Below are 16740 nucleotides of genomic sequence, written 5' to 3' on the forward strand. Positions count from 1 at the left end.
TCCCACCCAGTCCAATCTGCTAGCTGAAGTCACCTTTCTATTTTCACGGTCTATCCACAGAGGATTCTGTCATGCCCTATGTGCCTCCACTGAAACAAGACGCTGCGCCCGAGAAGTCCCAGCCGATCCTCAAGGCGGTTGAGGAGAAATTTGGCCAAGCACTCAATTTGTTCAGCACGCTCGCTCACCAGCCCGATGTGCTCGGCGGGACGACCCAGATCAACGATGGTATCCAGAACGATCTGCCCGACGTTCTGCGGGAGTTTGCCTATTACAAGGCTTCGACCGTCAATGACTGCAAATACTGTTCGCATTACCACAAAGGCGCCGCCAAGAAAGCGGGCGCCACCCCAACGCAGCTTTCAGCAATTGATGACTTCGCAGACAGTGATGCCTTTACTGATGAGGAGAAAGCGGTGCTCTCCTACGCTGAAGAACTGACCAAGACAGCGAACGTTTCACCGGATACCGTCGCTAGGTTGAAGCTGTATCTCGACGACACGCAGTTGGTGACCTTGGCGGCGACAGTCGCTCTGGCGAACTTCACCAACCGAGTCAATCATGGTCTTGATATTGAGTTGCCATGAGTGATTCAGTATTTGATTTGATCGTGATCGGCACAGGCCCGTCGGCATCGACGATAGCTCACAAGTGCCGGTCGGGCGGAAAGCGGGTGGCGGTTGTCGAGGAGCGAGGATTCGGCGGCGTGTGCGCTCTGCGTGGTTGCAATCCCAAGAAGGTTTACACCAACGCGGCCGATCTTGTCGATCGCGTGCGGGGTGCAGCCGGGAGACTGGTCGACGACAATGGGGTGACGATCGATTGGGAGCAGCTCCTCGCTTTCAAACGCGAATTCACGCAGCCCGTTCTCGAAAAGAGCGAGGCGTCCTATCGGGACAAAGGGATTGCGACTTTTCACGGTAGCGCTTCGTTTGCCGGCCCGCGCTCGATCGCGGTCGATGGTCAGATTCTCGAGGCCGAGCGGATCTTTGTCGGTGTCGGCGCTCATCCACGCCCGCTCGAAATCCCTGGCGGGAAGCGAGCCATCCTGAGCGACGAGTTCTTCGAGCTGTCACGACTCCCCCGACGCGTCGTCTTCATCGGGGGTGGTTATATCTCGATGGAGTTTGCCTGCGTCGCCGCCCGGAGCGGTGCCGAGGTCACCGTTTTGCAGCGACCGTCCCAGGTGCTACCTCCGTTCGATCCCGACCTAGTGGACCAGTTGGTAGAGTACTCCAGGGAACGGGGCGTCAAGGTGGTCACGGGGGCGAACGTAACAGCCATCGACGGCGTCGGCGGTCAGGAGATGAACGTGATGTACGAAACCACGGGGGCCGTTCATTCCGCAGCAGCGGAACTGGTTGTCCATGGGGCTGGGCGGATTCCTAACCTCGACGACCTCGGTCTCGATGCAGGTGAGGTGGCATTCGGAGAGCATGGCATTCAGGTCGATCCATTCATGCGTAGTGTGAGCAATCCAGCCGTCTTCGCGGCCGGGGATTGTGCTGACTCGGGCAAGCCTCCGCTCACGCCCACCGCCAATGAAGAGGCTCGGATCATCGTCAAGAATCTGTTTGTGGATGAACCCACGCAACGCCCCGATTATGGTGTGATCCCGCAGGTCGCCTTTACCGTGCCCGCAATTGCCGCGATCGGCATGTCTCAAGCCGAAGCGGAAGCCGCGCATGATGTCGACGTGCGGAGTGACGACACATCGACATGGGGCAGCGTGCGAAAAACAGGTCAACGCTGTGCTGGCTACAAGGTCCTCATCGACAAGCAGTCTGACCGGATACTCGGCGCTCATCTGCTCGGGCCCGCCGCCGAAGAGACGATCAACCTGTTTGCGTTAGCGATGAAGCACAACCTGACGGCGACGGATATGAAGTCCACGCTCTTCACGTTCCCCACGTTCGCGTCCGACGTCCGGCGCATGGTTTAGCAGGATATATGCCGGTTAAGCTGCCGGCATCCACTTCCTGCGACCGTGCGAAGTTATTTCTGGATGAACTTGCCGTCGGCGATCACGACCTCGGCAGACTCGCTCACCGTCAACTCCGCGTCGACGTTCTTCAACGTTAGGGTCGCTGGAAAACACCGCGTTGCTGTCACGACGCCGCGCGGTGGCATGCTGACCTCGTCCTTGCTTGCTTGGCTTTCTAAAATCAACGTTTGCTCTTGGTCCGATTCGTTCGTGATCGTCAATTGGATGGATGCTGACTCGGGGCGGCCGAACAACACCACCGCGTAGTAGGTCGTGTCATCGGCCGTCGCGACGGCGACTCCTGTCTGCGTGATATAGTCGGCCAGCATGTTTTCACGATGGGGCGGTGAATCGATCCAGCCATCGACGAACACTTCCGTCAGGCTCTTGACGGTCACGTCGCCCGTGTTGGTTCGGTAGGCAATGTTTTCGCGGACCACGCAGTACTGATAACCGGCGGCTTTGGCTCGTTTCGCTGGCGTCCGTCCATCGGCGTGGTGGCCGTACTTGTCCTCCTTGGCCATGAACTTGGCAAACTCGGTTGCCGCCTTGGTTAGTTCCTTGTTCGGTTCAAGTGCAGGCAGCTCATGTTCTTTGCGGAAGGCGTTGGTGTCGTCAATGATCGATTGCTCGACTTTCGCAGTCATCGACGAGGATGGTGACTCCGACATTACCGTGGGGGCGAATTGACTAAGCAGTAGGAACGCGAGAGAGCATCGCATGATAGATAGGCTCATGAGTGGATCGAAAGCAATGGGAATGGAAAAGTGAACGTGCTTTGAAGTGCATGTGGCCGCCGTTATGTGCAAATGAGGTGCCGCCGGGCGCCCATCGATCACCGGCTCGGAGAATTGGCCGTCTGTTCTCGCCAGCAACGACCCCGGACGCAGTTTCAGCCCGTTACAATAGGGGCACTTGTTAATCACAATCTCTCCCTCCTGCCCATTACCCCATCATGCTCCCCTCCAAAGATCAAAATCTTTCCCGCCGTCGATTTCTGCAAGCCTCGAGTGCGACATCCGCGGCTGTTCTTTCCGCAGGCGTCTGGAGTAGCCGCGGTCACGCGGAGTCCAACTCAGCCAACGAACAGCTCAATATCGCGTGCATCGGTACCGCCAACCGTGCATTGAACGATATCAATGGTGTGACGAGCGAATCGATCGTGGCGTTGTGTGACGTCGACAGTCGCTTCCTTGATGTGCAAGCCAAACGCTTCCCTGACGCGAAAACCTACGCCGACTATCGCGAGATGCTCGACGAGAGTGAAGGCAAAGTGGATGCGGTCGTGATCGGGATTACCGACCACCACCACGCTCCGGCAACGATCCGGGCGATTGAAAAGAAGATGCACGTGTACTGTGAGAAGCCGCTGACGCACACGGTGGAGGAAGCGAGAATCGTCACCGAAGCGGCTCGCCAGGCCGGCGTGGCGACTCAGATGGGCACTCAGATACATGCCACCGACAACTACCGCCGGGTAGTGGAAATTGTCCGCAGCGGGGCGATCGGCGATGTCAATGAGGTCCACGTGTGGGTCGGCAAGGGCTGGGGCGCGAAGGACGCACCGAGTGGGAACGATCCTGCTCCGGCCTACCTCGATTGGGATCTATGGCTCGGGCCGGCTGCCGAACGACCTTACATCGACGGCCAGTATCATCCGGCCCAGTGGCGACGATGGTGGGATTTCGGCCAGGGGACGCTGGGCGACATGGCTTGTCACTACATGGATCTTCCTTTCTGGGCGCTTGGTTTGACATCACCGACACGAGTCGCCGCCGCTGGCCCTCCGGTCCATGCCGAAGCCTGTCCGCAGGGACTGAAGGTCAACTATGAATTCCCCGCCATCGAGAACCGCGGCCCGGTTCGATTGACATGGTACGACGGAAACCTAACCCCCCGCACGGTCAGTGGAATCGACGTCCCTGGTTCGGGCGTGATGTTCGTGGGTAGCGAAGGTAAAATGTTCGCCAATTACGGCAGCTACAAACTGTATCCGGAACAGAAATACGCCTCGTTCACGCCACCGCCAAAGACCATCGCCGATTCGATCGGTCACCACGCCGAGTGGATTCGAGCTTGCAAGACCGGCGAGCCCACCACGTGCAATTTCGATTATGCAGGGCCATTGACCGAATCGGTCTTGCTCGGCAATGTTGCCTTCCGCGCAGGAAAGCCCATCGAGTGGGATGCGGCGAAGTTGCAGGTGATCGGCAACGAGCAAGCCAATGGATTGGTTGGCAAAGAGTATCGTCCGGGCTGGGAAGTTCGTGCGCTCGAAACGGTGAGCTGACTTTCGCCCTTGTGGCGACGGCCTTTGCATTGGTAGGTACGAACGGCTTGAGCACATCCACCCAGCAATTTCGCTGGGCAGGAGTGCCTCGGCGAACGTAACCTCCCGTATACAAGGAACAGCTCGGCGATGTCGCATCTCGTTGCCAACGCTCCACCACCGCACCGCACATGGATTTTGGTTGCCATGCTGTGTCTCGTCAGTTCGACTGCGGTTGGACAGATGGGAGGCATGGGAGGCGGAATGGGTGGCGGCGGCGGTGCGGGCTCTGCTCCTGCGGCGCCCACCAAAGCCAAGTGGCGTGAACACATTCATTCGCAGGCCGGGATGACTCTCCGCCGCGAAACAGGCGAGTCGATCGTTGGCGCGGTCCGCATCGTCGGCAACCTGAACGTTGCCACAGCGGATATCTACCGAGAGATGCAGACTCGCAAGGGCCGCTTCTTCGATAACCAAACCGTCCTCGCCGACGTTCGCCGGCTGAATGACATGGGATCGTTCGATCGGGTTTCCTACGATGTCAAAGAGGTCGGCCCAGATTCCCCTCTCGATCCATCGGAGGCCTCGCCAGTAGTCCCTGGCGAGCAAGCCCCGCCGAGCGTCATCGTAACCTTTCATGTGCACGAGAGACCGATGGTGACCGAGGTGGTTTTCCACGGCAACCGAGGGTTGGATGACCGCGCCCTCACCGGGCGAGTGGGGATCACCCCCGGCGACCCGCTGAGTGAGTTCTCGGTCGAATCCGGCCGCCGCCGATTGCTCGATTACTATCGTGAAGAAGGCTTCAATCAAGCCTCCATCGAAGCGGGCATCGCCAAGGTGCAAGATCGCAGCGTCGCGTCGATCAATACAGACGGTCTCTCGCCCGGAACGGTCGTCTTCCGCATCAACGAAGGACCGCTCGAACGCATTGCCGATATCCAGATCGAAGGCAGTACGATCGTCACCGAAGCGAGGTTGAAGAAGATCATTCAAAGCCGCGGACCGATGCTGGGCTTTCTCAGTTACGTCGGCAACCAAGCTGACTTGAAAAAGATTGACGGTGATGTCGACCAGCTTTCCTCGTACTATCACACCCTCGGATACCTGACGGCAACCGTTGGACGCCGTTTCGATTATGACGAGAGCGGCAAATGGATGACGCTGGTTTTCGTCGTCCACGAAGGTCCACGGTTTTCCATCGGCGATATTCAAATCGTTGGTAACCAATACATCACTGAAGAGTCACTTCGAGCGAGACTCGAGCTGGAGGCCGGAGACATGTTCGATGGCACCATCCTCCGCCGCGATGTCGGCGAAGTCGTTTACGGATACGGTGAACTCGGATTCATCTACGCCGAAGTCAAACCGAAGACGATCATGCGAGACGAGAACGGAGTCGCTGATATCGTGTATGAAATCACCGAAGGTGATCGCTGGAAGATCGGTAGAATTCTCGTCAACATCGACGGTGAACCCGATCTGATGCGTGAAACCACGATGCTGAATCTCGTCGATATGCGGGAAGGTGACTACATTGACCGGCGGATGCTCGAGATGAGCCGCCGCCGGATCGAACGCAGCCAACTTCTGGAAACGAACCCAGCGGTCGCAGAAGCACCCGATATTAAAGTTGTGCCGAGAGAGGATTTGCTGCGATGATTCACGCCATGACCTCCACCCTGAAGACAAACACCGTGAAACGCACCGCTGTTCGGTTCGCCGTCGCCCTCGGCATGGCAATGCAATGCCTCGCGCCCGTCGAAACGTGGGCCCAACAACCCTACACACCGCCCTCGACGTACTCGGTCCCGCCTACGACCGTGCCGGGAACTGCGCCAAGCTACAGTGGCCAAAACTACAGTGGCCAAAATTATGGTGGCTCGCAGCCTTACAGTGGCCAGCCCAGCACCGCTCCCACTTACGGCAACCCAACCTATGGCGGGTCGGGCTATAGCAACCCCAACACCGCTACTCCCCCGAGCCTCAGCGGCCCCGGGTATGGATCCGCACCCACCGCTCAACCGCCCGTCAATCCGAACACTTATGGGGGGAATAATTATTCTCCCCCCCCGGTGGCGCAACCTGAGTACGCCGCGCCCCCTTCGTCGTTTGGTCCGGTAGCTCCCTATCCCCCCATGGTCACCGGCCCCGAGGTTCGCGAAGCGGATCTGATCATCCAAGGCTATCCGGCGCGGACCGGCCGCGTGATGTTTGGTGGTGCCGTCAATAGTAGTGCAGGTGTGACGGGGCAAGTCACTGTCGATGAACGCAACTTCGATATCTGCCGCTGGCCCACCTCCTTTCAAGACCTGTTCAGCGGCACAGCATTTCGCGGTGCAGGCCAAACGTTCCGTCTCGAAGCCGTTCCCGGTAGCGAATTTCAACGCTATACCGCGCAGTTCGCCGATCCCAATCTGCTCGGATATCTGCCGATCAGCATGTCCGTTAGCGGGTTCTACTACGATCGCCGCTTCCAGAACTGGGACGAAGGCCGACTCGGAGGGAAGCTCTCCTTCGGTTACCGCGTCACCCCCGACCTTTCGCTCTCGGCGGGCATGACCGGCCAGAACGTGAACATTTCGAACGCGACCGACCCGACGCTGCCGCAACTGGCCGAAGTGCTCGGCGACAATACTGTCTACAGTGGCTTGGTATCGTTGATCCACGACACTCGAAACAGTCCCCTCATTCCGAGCGAGGGTCACTACATTAGCGCCAGCTACGAGCAAGCTTTCGGTGATTTCGATTACGGCAAATTCGAAGGGGAGTACCGCAAGTTCTGGAAAATTCGCGAACGCGCTGATGGGTCAGGGCAACAGATCTTGAAGTTCATCTCGCAAGTCGGCTTCAGTGGCAAAGACACGCCGATCTTCGACAACTTCTTTGCCGGGGGCTATGCGACGCTGCGAGGTTTTGATTTCCGTGGAGCCTCCCCCACGGTCCCGAGTGCCAACGGGCTCGTCCAGGTTGGCGGTCGCTTCCAGTGGCTCAACACGCTCGAGTATATGTTCCCGCTGACGGCCGACGATGCGTTCCGCGGCGTGACTTTTGTTGACTTCGGTACCGTCGAGCAAGACATCGAGATCCACGAGGATAACTTCCGTGTCGCTCCTGGTTTCGGACTCCGGGTGGCCATCCCGATGCTCGGACCAGCGCCGCTGGCGTTTGATTTCGCGTTCCCCGTCATGTCGTCGCAGTACGATGACGAACAGATGTTTAGCTTCTACATGAGTGCAGCTCGCTAGGAACCCTTCTAGAAAGGGGCAGAAACTTTTCAGCGGGATGGTACAATAGGGTTCCCAAGTGAATTTTTGTCCTCCCGTCATGCTCGGCTCCGCTCATGTTGGTAACCCAGTGCCCCCGTTGTCACGAATCTGTTTCCGTGCCCGACGCACTTCTGGCTCGTGATGGCGAGTCTCCCGATCCGTTGACCAAGGCACAGTGCCCTTGGTGCCAGGAAACACTTGACAGCAGCGAACTGCGGGCGGCTGTCCCCCCCGCACTGGTCCCGGTCGGCGAGCAAGCCGTGCTGAGCTCAGTCGCCGCGACAGGCGACGGTTGGGGAGAGGTCGATTCGGCGGTGACGCCGCGGTCCGGCCTTGATCTTCATTCCCACGCGGTAACGGAGGATTCGCAAGCCAATTCGGAGCTCTCGACGGAAGATCACGCGGCGCACAGCCACCCGTTTGAAAGCGATGCCTCCGAGCTGCATTCGGCCGATATCGATGACATCCCCGATGATGGGCCCGCAGAACTCCAGCTCCAACAGCCCGTCTATCCCCAATCGGATTCTGCAGCGACTCCCGAGCGGGTGATCAAGATCAGTGTCCCCGGGAAGTCCCGCTCGGGCGACGGCAAGCACTCTGCGATGATGGATGTCGATCCAACGCACAGTCGCCGCCGCAGAAGAAAGAGCTCGCCATGGAAGTCGATGGTTGGTGTGGTATTGGGCGGGCTGCTGGCCCTGCCGATTGTGGGCACGATCCTGCACTACGCCACAGGACAGCATGTTCCTTATCTCAGTGATATTCTGCCCGGCGGTGGTGCGACGCAGCAGCAGACCCGCGCGAATCTGCCGATGCCGGTGCAACCGCGTGTCCCCGACTCAGCACCGGCCGCTCCCCAAAATAACGAGCCCTCGAGACAAGAGATCGCAGCCCCAGCGGATCCTAGCGACCTGGTCGACCCCGCCGACTCGGCACTTCAAGAGATCACCGGCGGCCCCGCGAACCCAGCTACGCAGCTCGCAGACACCATGAACGGCGATGCACCGGAGAACTCCAGTGCATCGCCCAGTGGATTGCCCGGTGCATCGCCTAGTGGCAGTCTGGGCGGGATGAGTGTCCCCGAATCGGAGTTGCCTGAATCCAGCATGCCAGAAGCCGTGCCAGATCTCAGTAAGCCAGCGACGAGCAATGCCGCCGGTGCGGTTGCCGAGAATGCGCCGACCGATTCTGGTGCGTCCGACGCGTCAACGAGTCCGAATGATGCGGCTGCCGGTGAACTGCCTGGCAATACACGAGCTGGTACCGGAAGGGCCGGCAGTGCTCCGCCTGCGAGTGAGTCGCCCGCTACCAATGTCTTCGACAACTCCTTGGCCGATTCAGCGGTACCCGAAACAAATCCCGCCGGTCCGATGATCCCGGAAGCTCCGGCGCCGCAGGATGACCTGCCCATCGATGCGTCGTCGGCCGATGCCGCGATGAACGACACTCCCGTCGACGACTTGGCTCTCGGGGGGGGGCTGCCTCCAAGTACTGGCTTCGATGCGTCTGGAGCCGCCGATGACAACACCGGTGCCGGTGACCTGTTTGCCGACACCTCGGAGAATCCATTCCCACCCCGTGCCGTTGCTGAGGTCTCCCCTGAGGACGCGCTCGATGTCGATGCCGAAGTAGCGGAGTTGACCCGTTCACTTGACGAAATTCGTGAAATGGACGCTGCGGCTCCCGGACGGGCCGAACAGTTGGATCAGCTTTACGAGTCTTTTTCTGAACTCGCTGGCCGGGTTCCCAGTGATTCTGCAGCGAAGCTCAGCCCCTTGTTGGATGAGATCTCTTCAAACACCAGTGTTGCGGCCGCGTTCGCGAAAGCCACACCGATCTGGATTGGCCGTACGGCGACCGATCGCGGGAGTGAGGGTGCCGTCGTTGTGGGGATCATGTCGAGCAGCGGTTCCAAGTCAAGCATGACTCTTGTCGATGGCCAAAAGGTTCCCGTCACCCTGCCTGCCGACGCCCCGGATGCCCCATCCGGGATTCACGTCGGGGTCGGCCGCCTCCAGGGCAGTGGCTCCAACGCATCTATCACGCTTGATTTGCTCGAAATCATCAAGCGTTAGAGTGTGAGAGGACGCGGGAGCAGTCTCTCTCGAATTTTGTGAATGCTGCTGTAAAGCGTCAGGCGCCTCGACGAGTGTTCGGGGAGCGACCGTGGAGTCCTGCTAGGGTATTCGCCGGTAAGAACCCCGTAGGCCGCCGTGGCAGCGATTCGCTTCCCGCGATGGCACAGGATCTGCACTAAGGCTGTGGAACAATCATGTTTCAGCCTCTCTTTTCTGTGCGGACCTCCCATGAAATCGTCGCATTCCAATGCCAATCGACACGGCAACGCTGAGGTGTCCTACACCTCAGCGTTTACGAAGTTTGTCTATGCTGTCTTTATCCTCAATGTATTGGGGGGACTGCTGCTGCTGGTGGGATTGCTCGCGGGGTGGTTCAGCGTCGATGGCGACCGGATGTCTGATGGAACCTATCGGCTCGGCCTGGTCTTCGACTCGGAGGAAGTGGGCGAGGATATCGGTGAGACAATGAATGCCGCCAGCAACTTGACCGAGACCGCTAAGTCGGCATCGTCGCTGGAGACCCACGATGGCGTCATCAAACAAATCGATCTAGAGACTCAGCAACTGATTCTCGTCAGTGAAGGCGCCGACGTGCTGGCTCACGTGACCGACGCGACCGAATTTGACGGAGACGGCCTGGCAAACCTCACTGATCTCACTGTTGGCGACGAGGTAAGACTGACCGTCCAGCAGAAAAACGATAGGCTATTCGTGGTGAAGGTGAAAGAGGAAGTCGACGAGGCAGTGCAGTAGTCCCCATTTTTCCCGAACTCCATTTCGCTTGAGAGAGGCCCAGATTCGTGCAAGTATTAGCTTCCAAATGCCCTTACTGTGGGCACTCTGTCGAGACGACAGTCGACCACCTTGAGGAGCGAATTGTTTGTCCAGCGTGTGACAAACCCTTCGAAATGGAGATCCCTCGGGTCAGTGTCACGTCTGTGCGGGAGACTGGCGACGAGACGGATCCATCAGTCCACGGTCTCGCTGAGGCCCAGGGCGAACAAACACTGCTCAAGATCCACCCAGTCGTGTTTCGCCGCCGGCCTTTGGGAACGCTTTGCATTCTCATCGTCTGGGGTGCCGCCGGGTATCTGTTCGTTCGCTCACTCGGTGCTGACGAAGGAAATTCTTTCGGTTGGATCGCCTTGGCGGCGGTGGTGGCATCGCTGCTCGTTGTCGCATATTGGTACATACTCAGCGTCGCGACCACGCTGACCATTACCGACAACCGGACTATTTTTCGCGAGGGGATCATCAGCCGAGACACCTCCGAGGTTCAGCACGATGACGTGCGTAACATTCAGATTGAACAAACGTTTTCGCAGCGTCTGGTTGGTGTTGGCGACATCGGAATTTCCAGTTCCGGGCAAGATGACCTGGAAATCGTTGCTGTCGCGATGCCCGATCCCGCTGGCGCGGTCGATCTGATCCGGGAGAACCAAGAGTGACGCCGCGATGCGAAGACAGACCTCCCTGCCGTGCACTCATCCTCGTGGTGACGAGCGATATTGAGGTTTTCAGATTGACTCAAAATCTGCGATGCTACGGACGGCGGGATTCGCTATAGTTCACAAGAATTCGCCCACTCGACCTGCCAGCCCGATTTGCCAAGAACCCGGTGTCGCTATGTCTCGCCCATTTTTGCTCGCTTCTGTATTTTTTATTTCGTCTGCATCTTTCCTGCCGGCAGTGCCCGCTCAGCAACCACCGGCGCCGCTGGTTCCACAGCCCGTTCTGTCGAGCGGCCCGACTTCCACCGAAGCTGGCGTGGTCAATGAAGCGGCGGTCGTTCTGCAGGAATTAACGTCCAAGACGACGACAACGGGAATCCCCAAGGACTTGCTGGCATCTGCGGAAGCGATCGCCATCGTGCCGCACTTCATCCGTGGTGCCTTCGTGGTAGGCTTCAGTGGCGGTCACGGGGTACTCGTCCAACGCGATGCAAATCGGCAGTGGCAGGCTCCTGAGTTCATCAAAATGTTCGGTGGCAGTTTTGGATGGCAGGCCGGCGTGCAGGCGACGGATCTCGTCCTTGTTTTTCGCTCGGCGCGGAGCCTTCAGAACATTCAGCAGGGAAAAGTCACCCTCGGCGTTGACGCCTCCGCAGCCGCGGGGCCGGTCGGCCGGACGGCGGGCGCAGCTACCGACGCCGCGTTAAAAGCGGAAATATTGACCTATTCTCGAGCTCGCGGCCTCTACGCCGGAGTTTCTCTCGGCGGCAGTAGCCTGCAGCTCGATATACCGGCGACCCAGCGGTACTACCAGATCACCCCGTCCAGCCCAGGGGTTGTTCCGCCCTCGGCAATCGCGTTAGTCAACGAACTGAACGCTGTATCGACGACAGTTGCTGGCGGGTCGGTTGAGTCGCTGCGTCCCGCTGACGCTGGCAATCCAGCAGTCACTGCGAGCCCACTCGAAGGGGAAGCCCTCGAGCAGCGCTCCCGTACGATCAGTCAAATTGCAGCGTCGATCGCCGCGTTGCAGAAAAAAGTGGACGCTCAGTGGCAGGAATACCTGGTTCTTCCCGCGTCCTGGAAAGTGCCGTCGTCGGTTACCCCCGAAGAAATTCAAGCGGTCGTGGTTCGCTACGAACGCGTCGCATCGAACCCTCAGTTCTCGGCGTTGAGCAGCCAACCTGAATTCGTCGAAACGCTGAGGCTCCTCAGGCAGCTCGCCGTCGACACGGCAGCCGAGCAGCGTTTAAACCTGCCGCCCCCGCCCGCCCAATTCTAATTCCAGCGAGAACATCGTAGTGGTCGAGGCGACGAGCTAAGGACTACCCACGAATCTTCGTACGCCGAAGGCGTTTTGGAAAATAGCCGGTGGTTTGAGCGCAAGCGAACACCACCGGAAAAGACGCGAGATCTTTCCCGCGGATCCGCTTCTCCGCACCGCGTACTGGCCGGCACTCTTTTCGGCTCGACAGTCAGAACAGTGAGCTCAACGCCTCGTTGAACTGACCCCGGGTCAACACGGTTGGAATTTCGTGTTTGCGAGCGTCACGGATTCGTTCTACCTGGACGTGGGGTGCATAGGCAATCACAGTTGCTTGCGGATAATGAGTCTGGCAGAGTGCCATCAAGCCATCGACGATTTTGCTCCGTGTGGACAGATCGACAATGACGTGACTGACCGGAGGCGGCAGATCCGTTGGCAGATTGCCTCCCAATCGGAAAGAGCGGCCTGCCGCCGTGGCCGCAGCCTGGACGCGTGAGGCGAAGATCAGATCCCCAGACAAGAAAACAACCAATCCCGATGACGAGGGCAGCGAGTCGGTTTGGGGATCGTTGGCGTCGGTCGAACTCATCGTGGCGGGTTCTGGTGTAGGAGAAATCATTAGTTCTACGCCGATACGTTCAGGCCGGCTAGGCCCAAGCAACTCTCCGCGACCGCCAAACGCCCTCATGCCGGACACCAAGCCCGCTCGCCACCGCCCTGGTATCCTGAAACTCGCAGTCGTGTGCGGTGAACCGACGCTCGCACTCGTGATCGAAACCAAGTTGGGTGGTTGCGCGAGCGTTCGACCGTGAACGGTCGGACGAGCGGTAGTATAATGAAACGCAGTGCTGGCTAGTGGTCTGTCACAGTTAAAAGTTAGGGTTGATCGTAGTGGGCGAGGCGACGAGCTGGTCATTACCCACAAAACCAGATCCCCTGTCAGCTTGTCTGACAGGAATCACCGTTTTGTGATTAGATCAAGATGGAGCATTCACCCCGCTCCCATGCGGGCTTGCCCCGCATGACAGCAAAGTTTATCGACTTGGTTTCCTGTCAGACAAGCTGACAGGGGAACGTGTGTCGATACCGCGGTTTTCTAATTTCAAAACGTCGCTTCCCGTGTGACAAGCACACGGGGGAGCAAACTAATGGGTAATCAACAGGAGGCGACGAGTCCTTGGATTTGACGCCAGTTCAGGACTCGTCGCCTCGTCCACTACCCTAAGAATAAGTCGTGACAGACCACTAGAGTCCGGTGTTGTTATCCGTTCGGACCCGACGTGCCCATGAAACGCAAGATTCGATTCACGATCCGGGGCACGCTCTTGCTCACGGCGCTGATCGCGATTCTGCTAGCGGTTTTCGCGAACAGGCTTCGTGCGCGGCAAACTGCTCTGCGTACGGTTGCAGAGGTCGGGGGAATCTACTCCGCATCGGGGACTTCTGAGCCGAAGTGGATACAGCGTTTCTTCGACGATGACGATTATTTTCGCAACATCCGGACACTCCATCTCGGACCGAGTACCGGGAATTCCGACGCGAACCGTCCTGCCGGTGACGCGGAACTCATGGCGGTGATCCGTTCGCTTCCTGATCCGAGCAGCCTGGTCCGCCTCAATCTGTACGCGAGTATGGTTAGCGACAGGGGGCTTGCCTGCCTGGAGGCCTTGCCGAATCTCGAGTCCCTCGAACTTAACAAGACCTTGGTGACCGACGCCGGCTTGCAACGAATTGCCCCGTGCACGCAACTGCGGACCCTCGATCTTGCCAACACATCGATTGGTGACCGGGGACTGCCTTCGTTGGCATGGCTTCATCGATTGGAGAGCCTGGATCTTGGCTCCACGTCTGTCACCGAAACTGGGCTAAGACATCTGATCCGACTCCCGGCACTCAATCGACTCGATCTCGCCGGGATACCGTTTCTCGGCGGCGGGCTCATCTACCTGAAAGACCTCCCCAACCTGGAAACGCTGATCCTGGACGATACCGTGTTTGGCAGTAAGGGAGGCGCGGCTTACTGTTTGCCACGGTACGCCAGTGAGTTTCTGAGCCTACGTGAGCTTTCGCTTGAGGACACGCCAATCACGGACTCGGATTTGCAGTACATGCAGCAGTTTCCTGTACTCGAGAAACTGATCTTGGACGGTACTGCCGTAACCGACGACGGGCTTTTGCATTTCCAGAAAATGACCAACCTGAAAGTGGTTTCGCTTAAAAGCACACGGGTCACAAGCGAAGCCGCGACCAAACTGCAAGGCATGCTTCCTGCGTGCACAATCTTCACGGAGTAGCCGGCGAGCCATCTCGACGCTGGTTTCTTGCCCAGATGCAGATGAGAGAGAGCAAACTGGAGCAGCGTTCCGTCCCGAGATGGAGGTTGTGCAGTCCACGCGCCGGAACAGTGCGGAAGCTGTGTCTCGTTCCTTCCCTGCCACACGGAACACGGGCCGAGCTTCGTATCAGGAGGGTGACGCCGTTGCAGACCCTTGCAATGGATCCAATAGAAAACTGCAGGACCTCGATGATTGGGGACACGTTCGCTACTCGTGTTCTGCTATTGGCCGATCGCGTGGTACCCGAGGTCTCAAGGTCTTCGGCTAATGGGTGTTGGTCTGTTGGAGATGTCGGGCTCTGGTCGAGGAGAGCTAATTGACTGCAGCGCCGCGGCGTAGCTGCATGGATTCAATCTTGCGATTGCTCGCTCGCATGATTTCGATTTCCAAGTTGCCCAGGGTGAGTTGACTGCCGGGGTCGGGAATCGCTCCGGTGTTGTAGAGCACCCAGCCAGCGATGGTCTCATAGTCCTCGCTCTCGGGGATGTCCCAGTGCACCAGTTCGTTGAGATCATCGATCATCACGCGGCCGTCGACTTCAATCGTGTCATCATCAATCACGCGGATCTCGAATTCTTCTTCTTCATCGGATTCGTCGACGATCTCACCGACGATTTCCTCGAGTGCGTCTTCAATGGTCACGACTCCCGCAGTCTGCCCAAATTCATCGACGACGATTGCCATGTGCGATCGATTGTGCAGAAATTCGCGTAGAAGGGATTCCACGCTGCGATCCTTGGGAACGGACCACGGTCGACGACACAGTTCACGGATTGGTTGTTCAGGCAAGGAGTCCGAGACTAAGAATGGGAGCAGATCTTTCACAAACAGAATTCCGACAACGTTATCGATCGTGTCTTCGTAGACCGGGTAACGCGTCCGGGCACTGTCGATGATCTTGGTGAACGCGTCCTGCCAGGAACAGGCTGCCTCGATGGCTTCGACATCTCCCCGCGGCGTCATGATATGGCCGACGGTGTCCTCGTGCAGTTCCATCACACCTTGGATCATCTCCCGCACTCCCGGCCCAAAGTAGCCTTCCCGGGTGCCCGCAGCGACGATCGTGCGGATCTCGTCCTCGAGTTGCTCTTCGTCTTCGTCGTCCGTCTCTACTTTTCCCGCCAGTCGCCGGGTCATGATTTCGAGTACCTCGCCGGGGGCCTGCAAGGGCCGCATGGCGATCGACAGCGTGAACCAGAACGGCCAGGTGTAATACAGCAGCGGCGCCGACGTGAAGCGCGTGACCGCTGCCGGTAGCCAGAGATGCGTCAACATCATCAATAGTCCTGCGATGATGCCCCAGATGACCAGTGTCTGTACATCTTCGCCGTAATAGTCGACCACGGTGATGGTCCCGAACATCAGAAACATCACGGTCCCGATCATGCGCAGGTAGTCGCTGCCGCCGATGGCCGCATCCTGGTGATCGAGTACCGATCCGAAGCGGTCACGGTTCTTCTTGACGCGGCAATAGACCTCGAAGGATCGGCCCGCGAACCCATCGATCAATTCGACACCGAGGCCACCAATGCTGCCCAGTAGAAAACCAAAAATCGCCCAGGCCGCTGCGACCCAGAGGGGGAGTTGAGTCATGCAGACAAAGAATCGGAGCGAGGAGTGAGAAGAGTCATGGCCTGAGTTTCCGCCTCTCGCATTGCCGAGCGGTCAGCGTCACCACGATCGTCAAAACCGACCAGGTGCAGCGTTCCATGGATGACGTATAGCAGTAACTCTTGAGCGACCGACCAGCCCGCATCGGTCGCTTGTGAGACTGCAGTGTCCAGGCTGACGACGAGTTCACCTTCCACCTTCGGCGGCGACAAGGCGTAGGGGAAACTGATCACGTCGGTCGGGTAGTCATGTTGCAGAAACTCACGGTTGATCTGGTGAATCACCGCGTCCGTCGTGATTCGCACGCCGAGGTGGCAATCGTTGCAGTCCCCCACCGACGCGGCCGCGATCACGGCTGCCTCGATTGCTTGCCGGTCGAGCGGATACTCTGTGGTGGAGTGATGCTGCACGCGTTGGCGCACCGACGCATCGATTCGAATCTCGATTTCACTCATGCCAAACTAGATAAATACCG

At 58.4% G+C, this 16740-nt stretch carries 14 protein-coding genes; 10 read left to right on the forward strand and 4 right to left on the reverse strand.

Translation table 11 applies throughout. From position 1 onward, the window contains the following. Positions 1-71: 71 nt before the first annotated feature. Positions 72-587 (forward strand): carboxymuconolactone decarboxylase family protein, encoded by a 516-nt coding sequence (locus CA85_RS04580; RefSeq protein ID WP_146390125.1) that lies wholly within the window; start codon positions 72-74, stop codon positions 585-587. Beyond that, positions 584-1942 (forward strand): dihydrolipoyl dehydrogenase family protein, encoded by a 1359-nt coding sequence (locus tag CA85_RS04585; protein WP_146390126.1) that lies wholly within the window; start codon positions 584-586, stop codon positions 1940-1942. Before CA85_RS04580 ends, CA85_RS04585 begins: the two co-directional genes overlap by 4 nt. Positions 1943-1995: 53 nt before the next feature. Here the strand turns inward: CA85_RS04585 and CA85_RS04590 are convergent, their stop codons facing one another. Beyond that, positions 1996-2721, reverse strand: coding sequence for a CAP domain-containing protein (locus tag CA85_RS04590; protein ID WP_146390127.1), 726 nt, complete (start codon positions 2719-2721; stop codon positions 1996-1998). A gap of 218 nt (positions 2722-2939) precedes the next feature. Here CA85_RS04590 and CA85_RS04595 point away from each other — a divergent pair, with 218 nt between their 5' ends. The 7 genes from CA85_RS04595 to CA85_RS04625 all read left to right on the forward strand — a co-directional run bounded on the left by CA85_RS04595 (position 2940) and on the right by CA85_RS04625 (position 12333). Continuing rightward, the gene (locus CA85_RS04595; protein ID WP_146390128.1) at positions 2940-4274 is read left to right on the forward strand and encodes a Gfo/Idh/MocA family protein; all 1335 of its coding nucleotides are present in this window, start codon (positions 2940-2942) and stop codon (positions 4272-4274) included. 186 nt (positions 4275-4460) lie between these two features. Continuing rightward, the gene (locus CA85_RS04600) at positions 4461-5915 is read left to right on the forward strand and encodes a BamA/OMP85 family outer membrane protein (RefSeq protein WP_391564842.1); all 1455 of its coding nucleotides are present in this window, start codon (positions 4461-4463) and stop codon (positions 5913-5915) included. Next, a complete protein-coding gene (locus CA85_RS04605; protein ID WP_186774743.1) occupies positions 5912-7501 on the forward strand; it encodes a BamA/OMP85 family outer membrane protein in 1590 nt (529 codons plus the stop codon). Before CA85_RS04600 ends, CA85_RS04605 begins: the two co-directional genes overlap by 4 nt. A gap of 137 nt (positions 7502-7638) precedes the next feature. After that, on the forward strand, positions 7639-9597 hold the full coding sequence (locus CA85_RS04610) for a hypothetical protein (RefSeq protein ID WP_146390130.1): 1959 nt from the start codon (positions 7639-7641) through the stop codon (positions 9595-9597). A gap of 231 nt (positions 9598-9828) precedes the next feature. Next, entirely contained in the window at positions 9829-10353 is a 525-nt protein-coding gene (locus CA85_RS04615; protein WP_146390131.1) for a hypothetical protein, read from the forward strand. A 155-nt stretch (positions 10354-10508) separates the two neighbouring features. After that, a complete protein-coding gene (locus CA85_RS04620) occupies positions 10509-11048 on the forward strand; it encodes a PH domain-containing protein (RefSeq protein WP_246112502.1) in 540 nt (179 codons plus the stop codon). A 178-nt stretch (positions 11049-11226) separates the two neighbouring features. Next, on the forward strand, positions 11227-12333 hold the full coding sequence (locus tag CA85_RS04625; protein ID WP_186774744.1) for a lipid-binding SYLF domain-containing protein: 1107 nt from the start codon (positions 11227-11229) through the stop codon (positions 12331-12333). Between the two features lie 193 nt (positions 12334-12526). Here the strand turns inward: CA85_RS04625 and CA85_RS04630 are convergent, their stop codons facing one another. After that, positions 12527-12907 (reverse strand): histidine kinase, encoded by a 381-nt coding sequence (locus tag CA85_RS04630; RefSeq protein ID WP_146390134.1) that lies wholly within the window; start codon positions 12905-12907, stop codon positions 12527-12529. 697 nt (positions 12908-13604) lie between these two features. Here CA85_RS04630 and CA85_RS04635 point away from each other — a divergent pair. Further along, positions 13605-14612, forward strand: coding sequence for a leucine-rich repeat domain-containing protein (locus CA85_RS04635; protein ID WP_146390135.1), 1008 nt, complete (start codon positions 13605-13607; stop codon positions 14610-14612). Between the two features lie 354 nt (positions 14613-14966). Here CA85_RS04635 and CA85_RS04640 read toward each other — a convergent pair whose 3' ends face one another. Next, positions 14967-16247 carry a hemolysin family protein gene (locus CA85_RS04640; RefSeq protein ID WP_146390136.1) on the reverse strand — a complete coding sequence of 427 codons (1281 nt, stop codon included), beginning with the start codon at positions 16245-16247 and terminating at the stop codon, positions 14967-14969. Continuing rightward, complete coding sequence (gene ybeY / locus CA85_RS04645) at positions 16244-16720, reverse strand: rRNA maturation RNase YbeY (RefSeq protein ID WP_146390137.1); 477 nt, start codon at positions 16718-16720, stop codon at positions 16244-16246. Before ybeY ends, CA85_RS04640 begins: the two co-directional genes overlap by 4 nt. Positions 16721-16740 lie beyond the last annotated feature (20 nt).

The organism is Allorhodopirellula solitaria, assembly GCF_007859855.1.
In the GTDB taxonomy this organism is placed as follows: Bacteria; Planctomycetota; Planctomycetia; order Pirellulales; family Pirellulaceae; genus Rhodopirellula; species Rhodopirellula solitaria.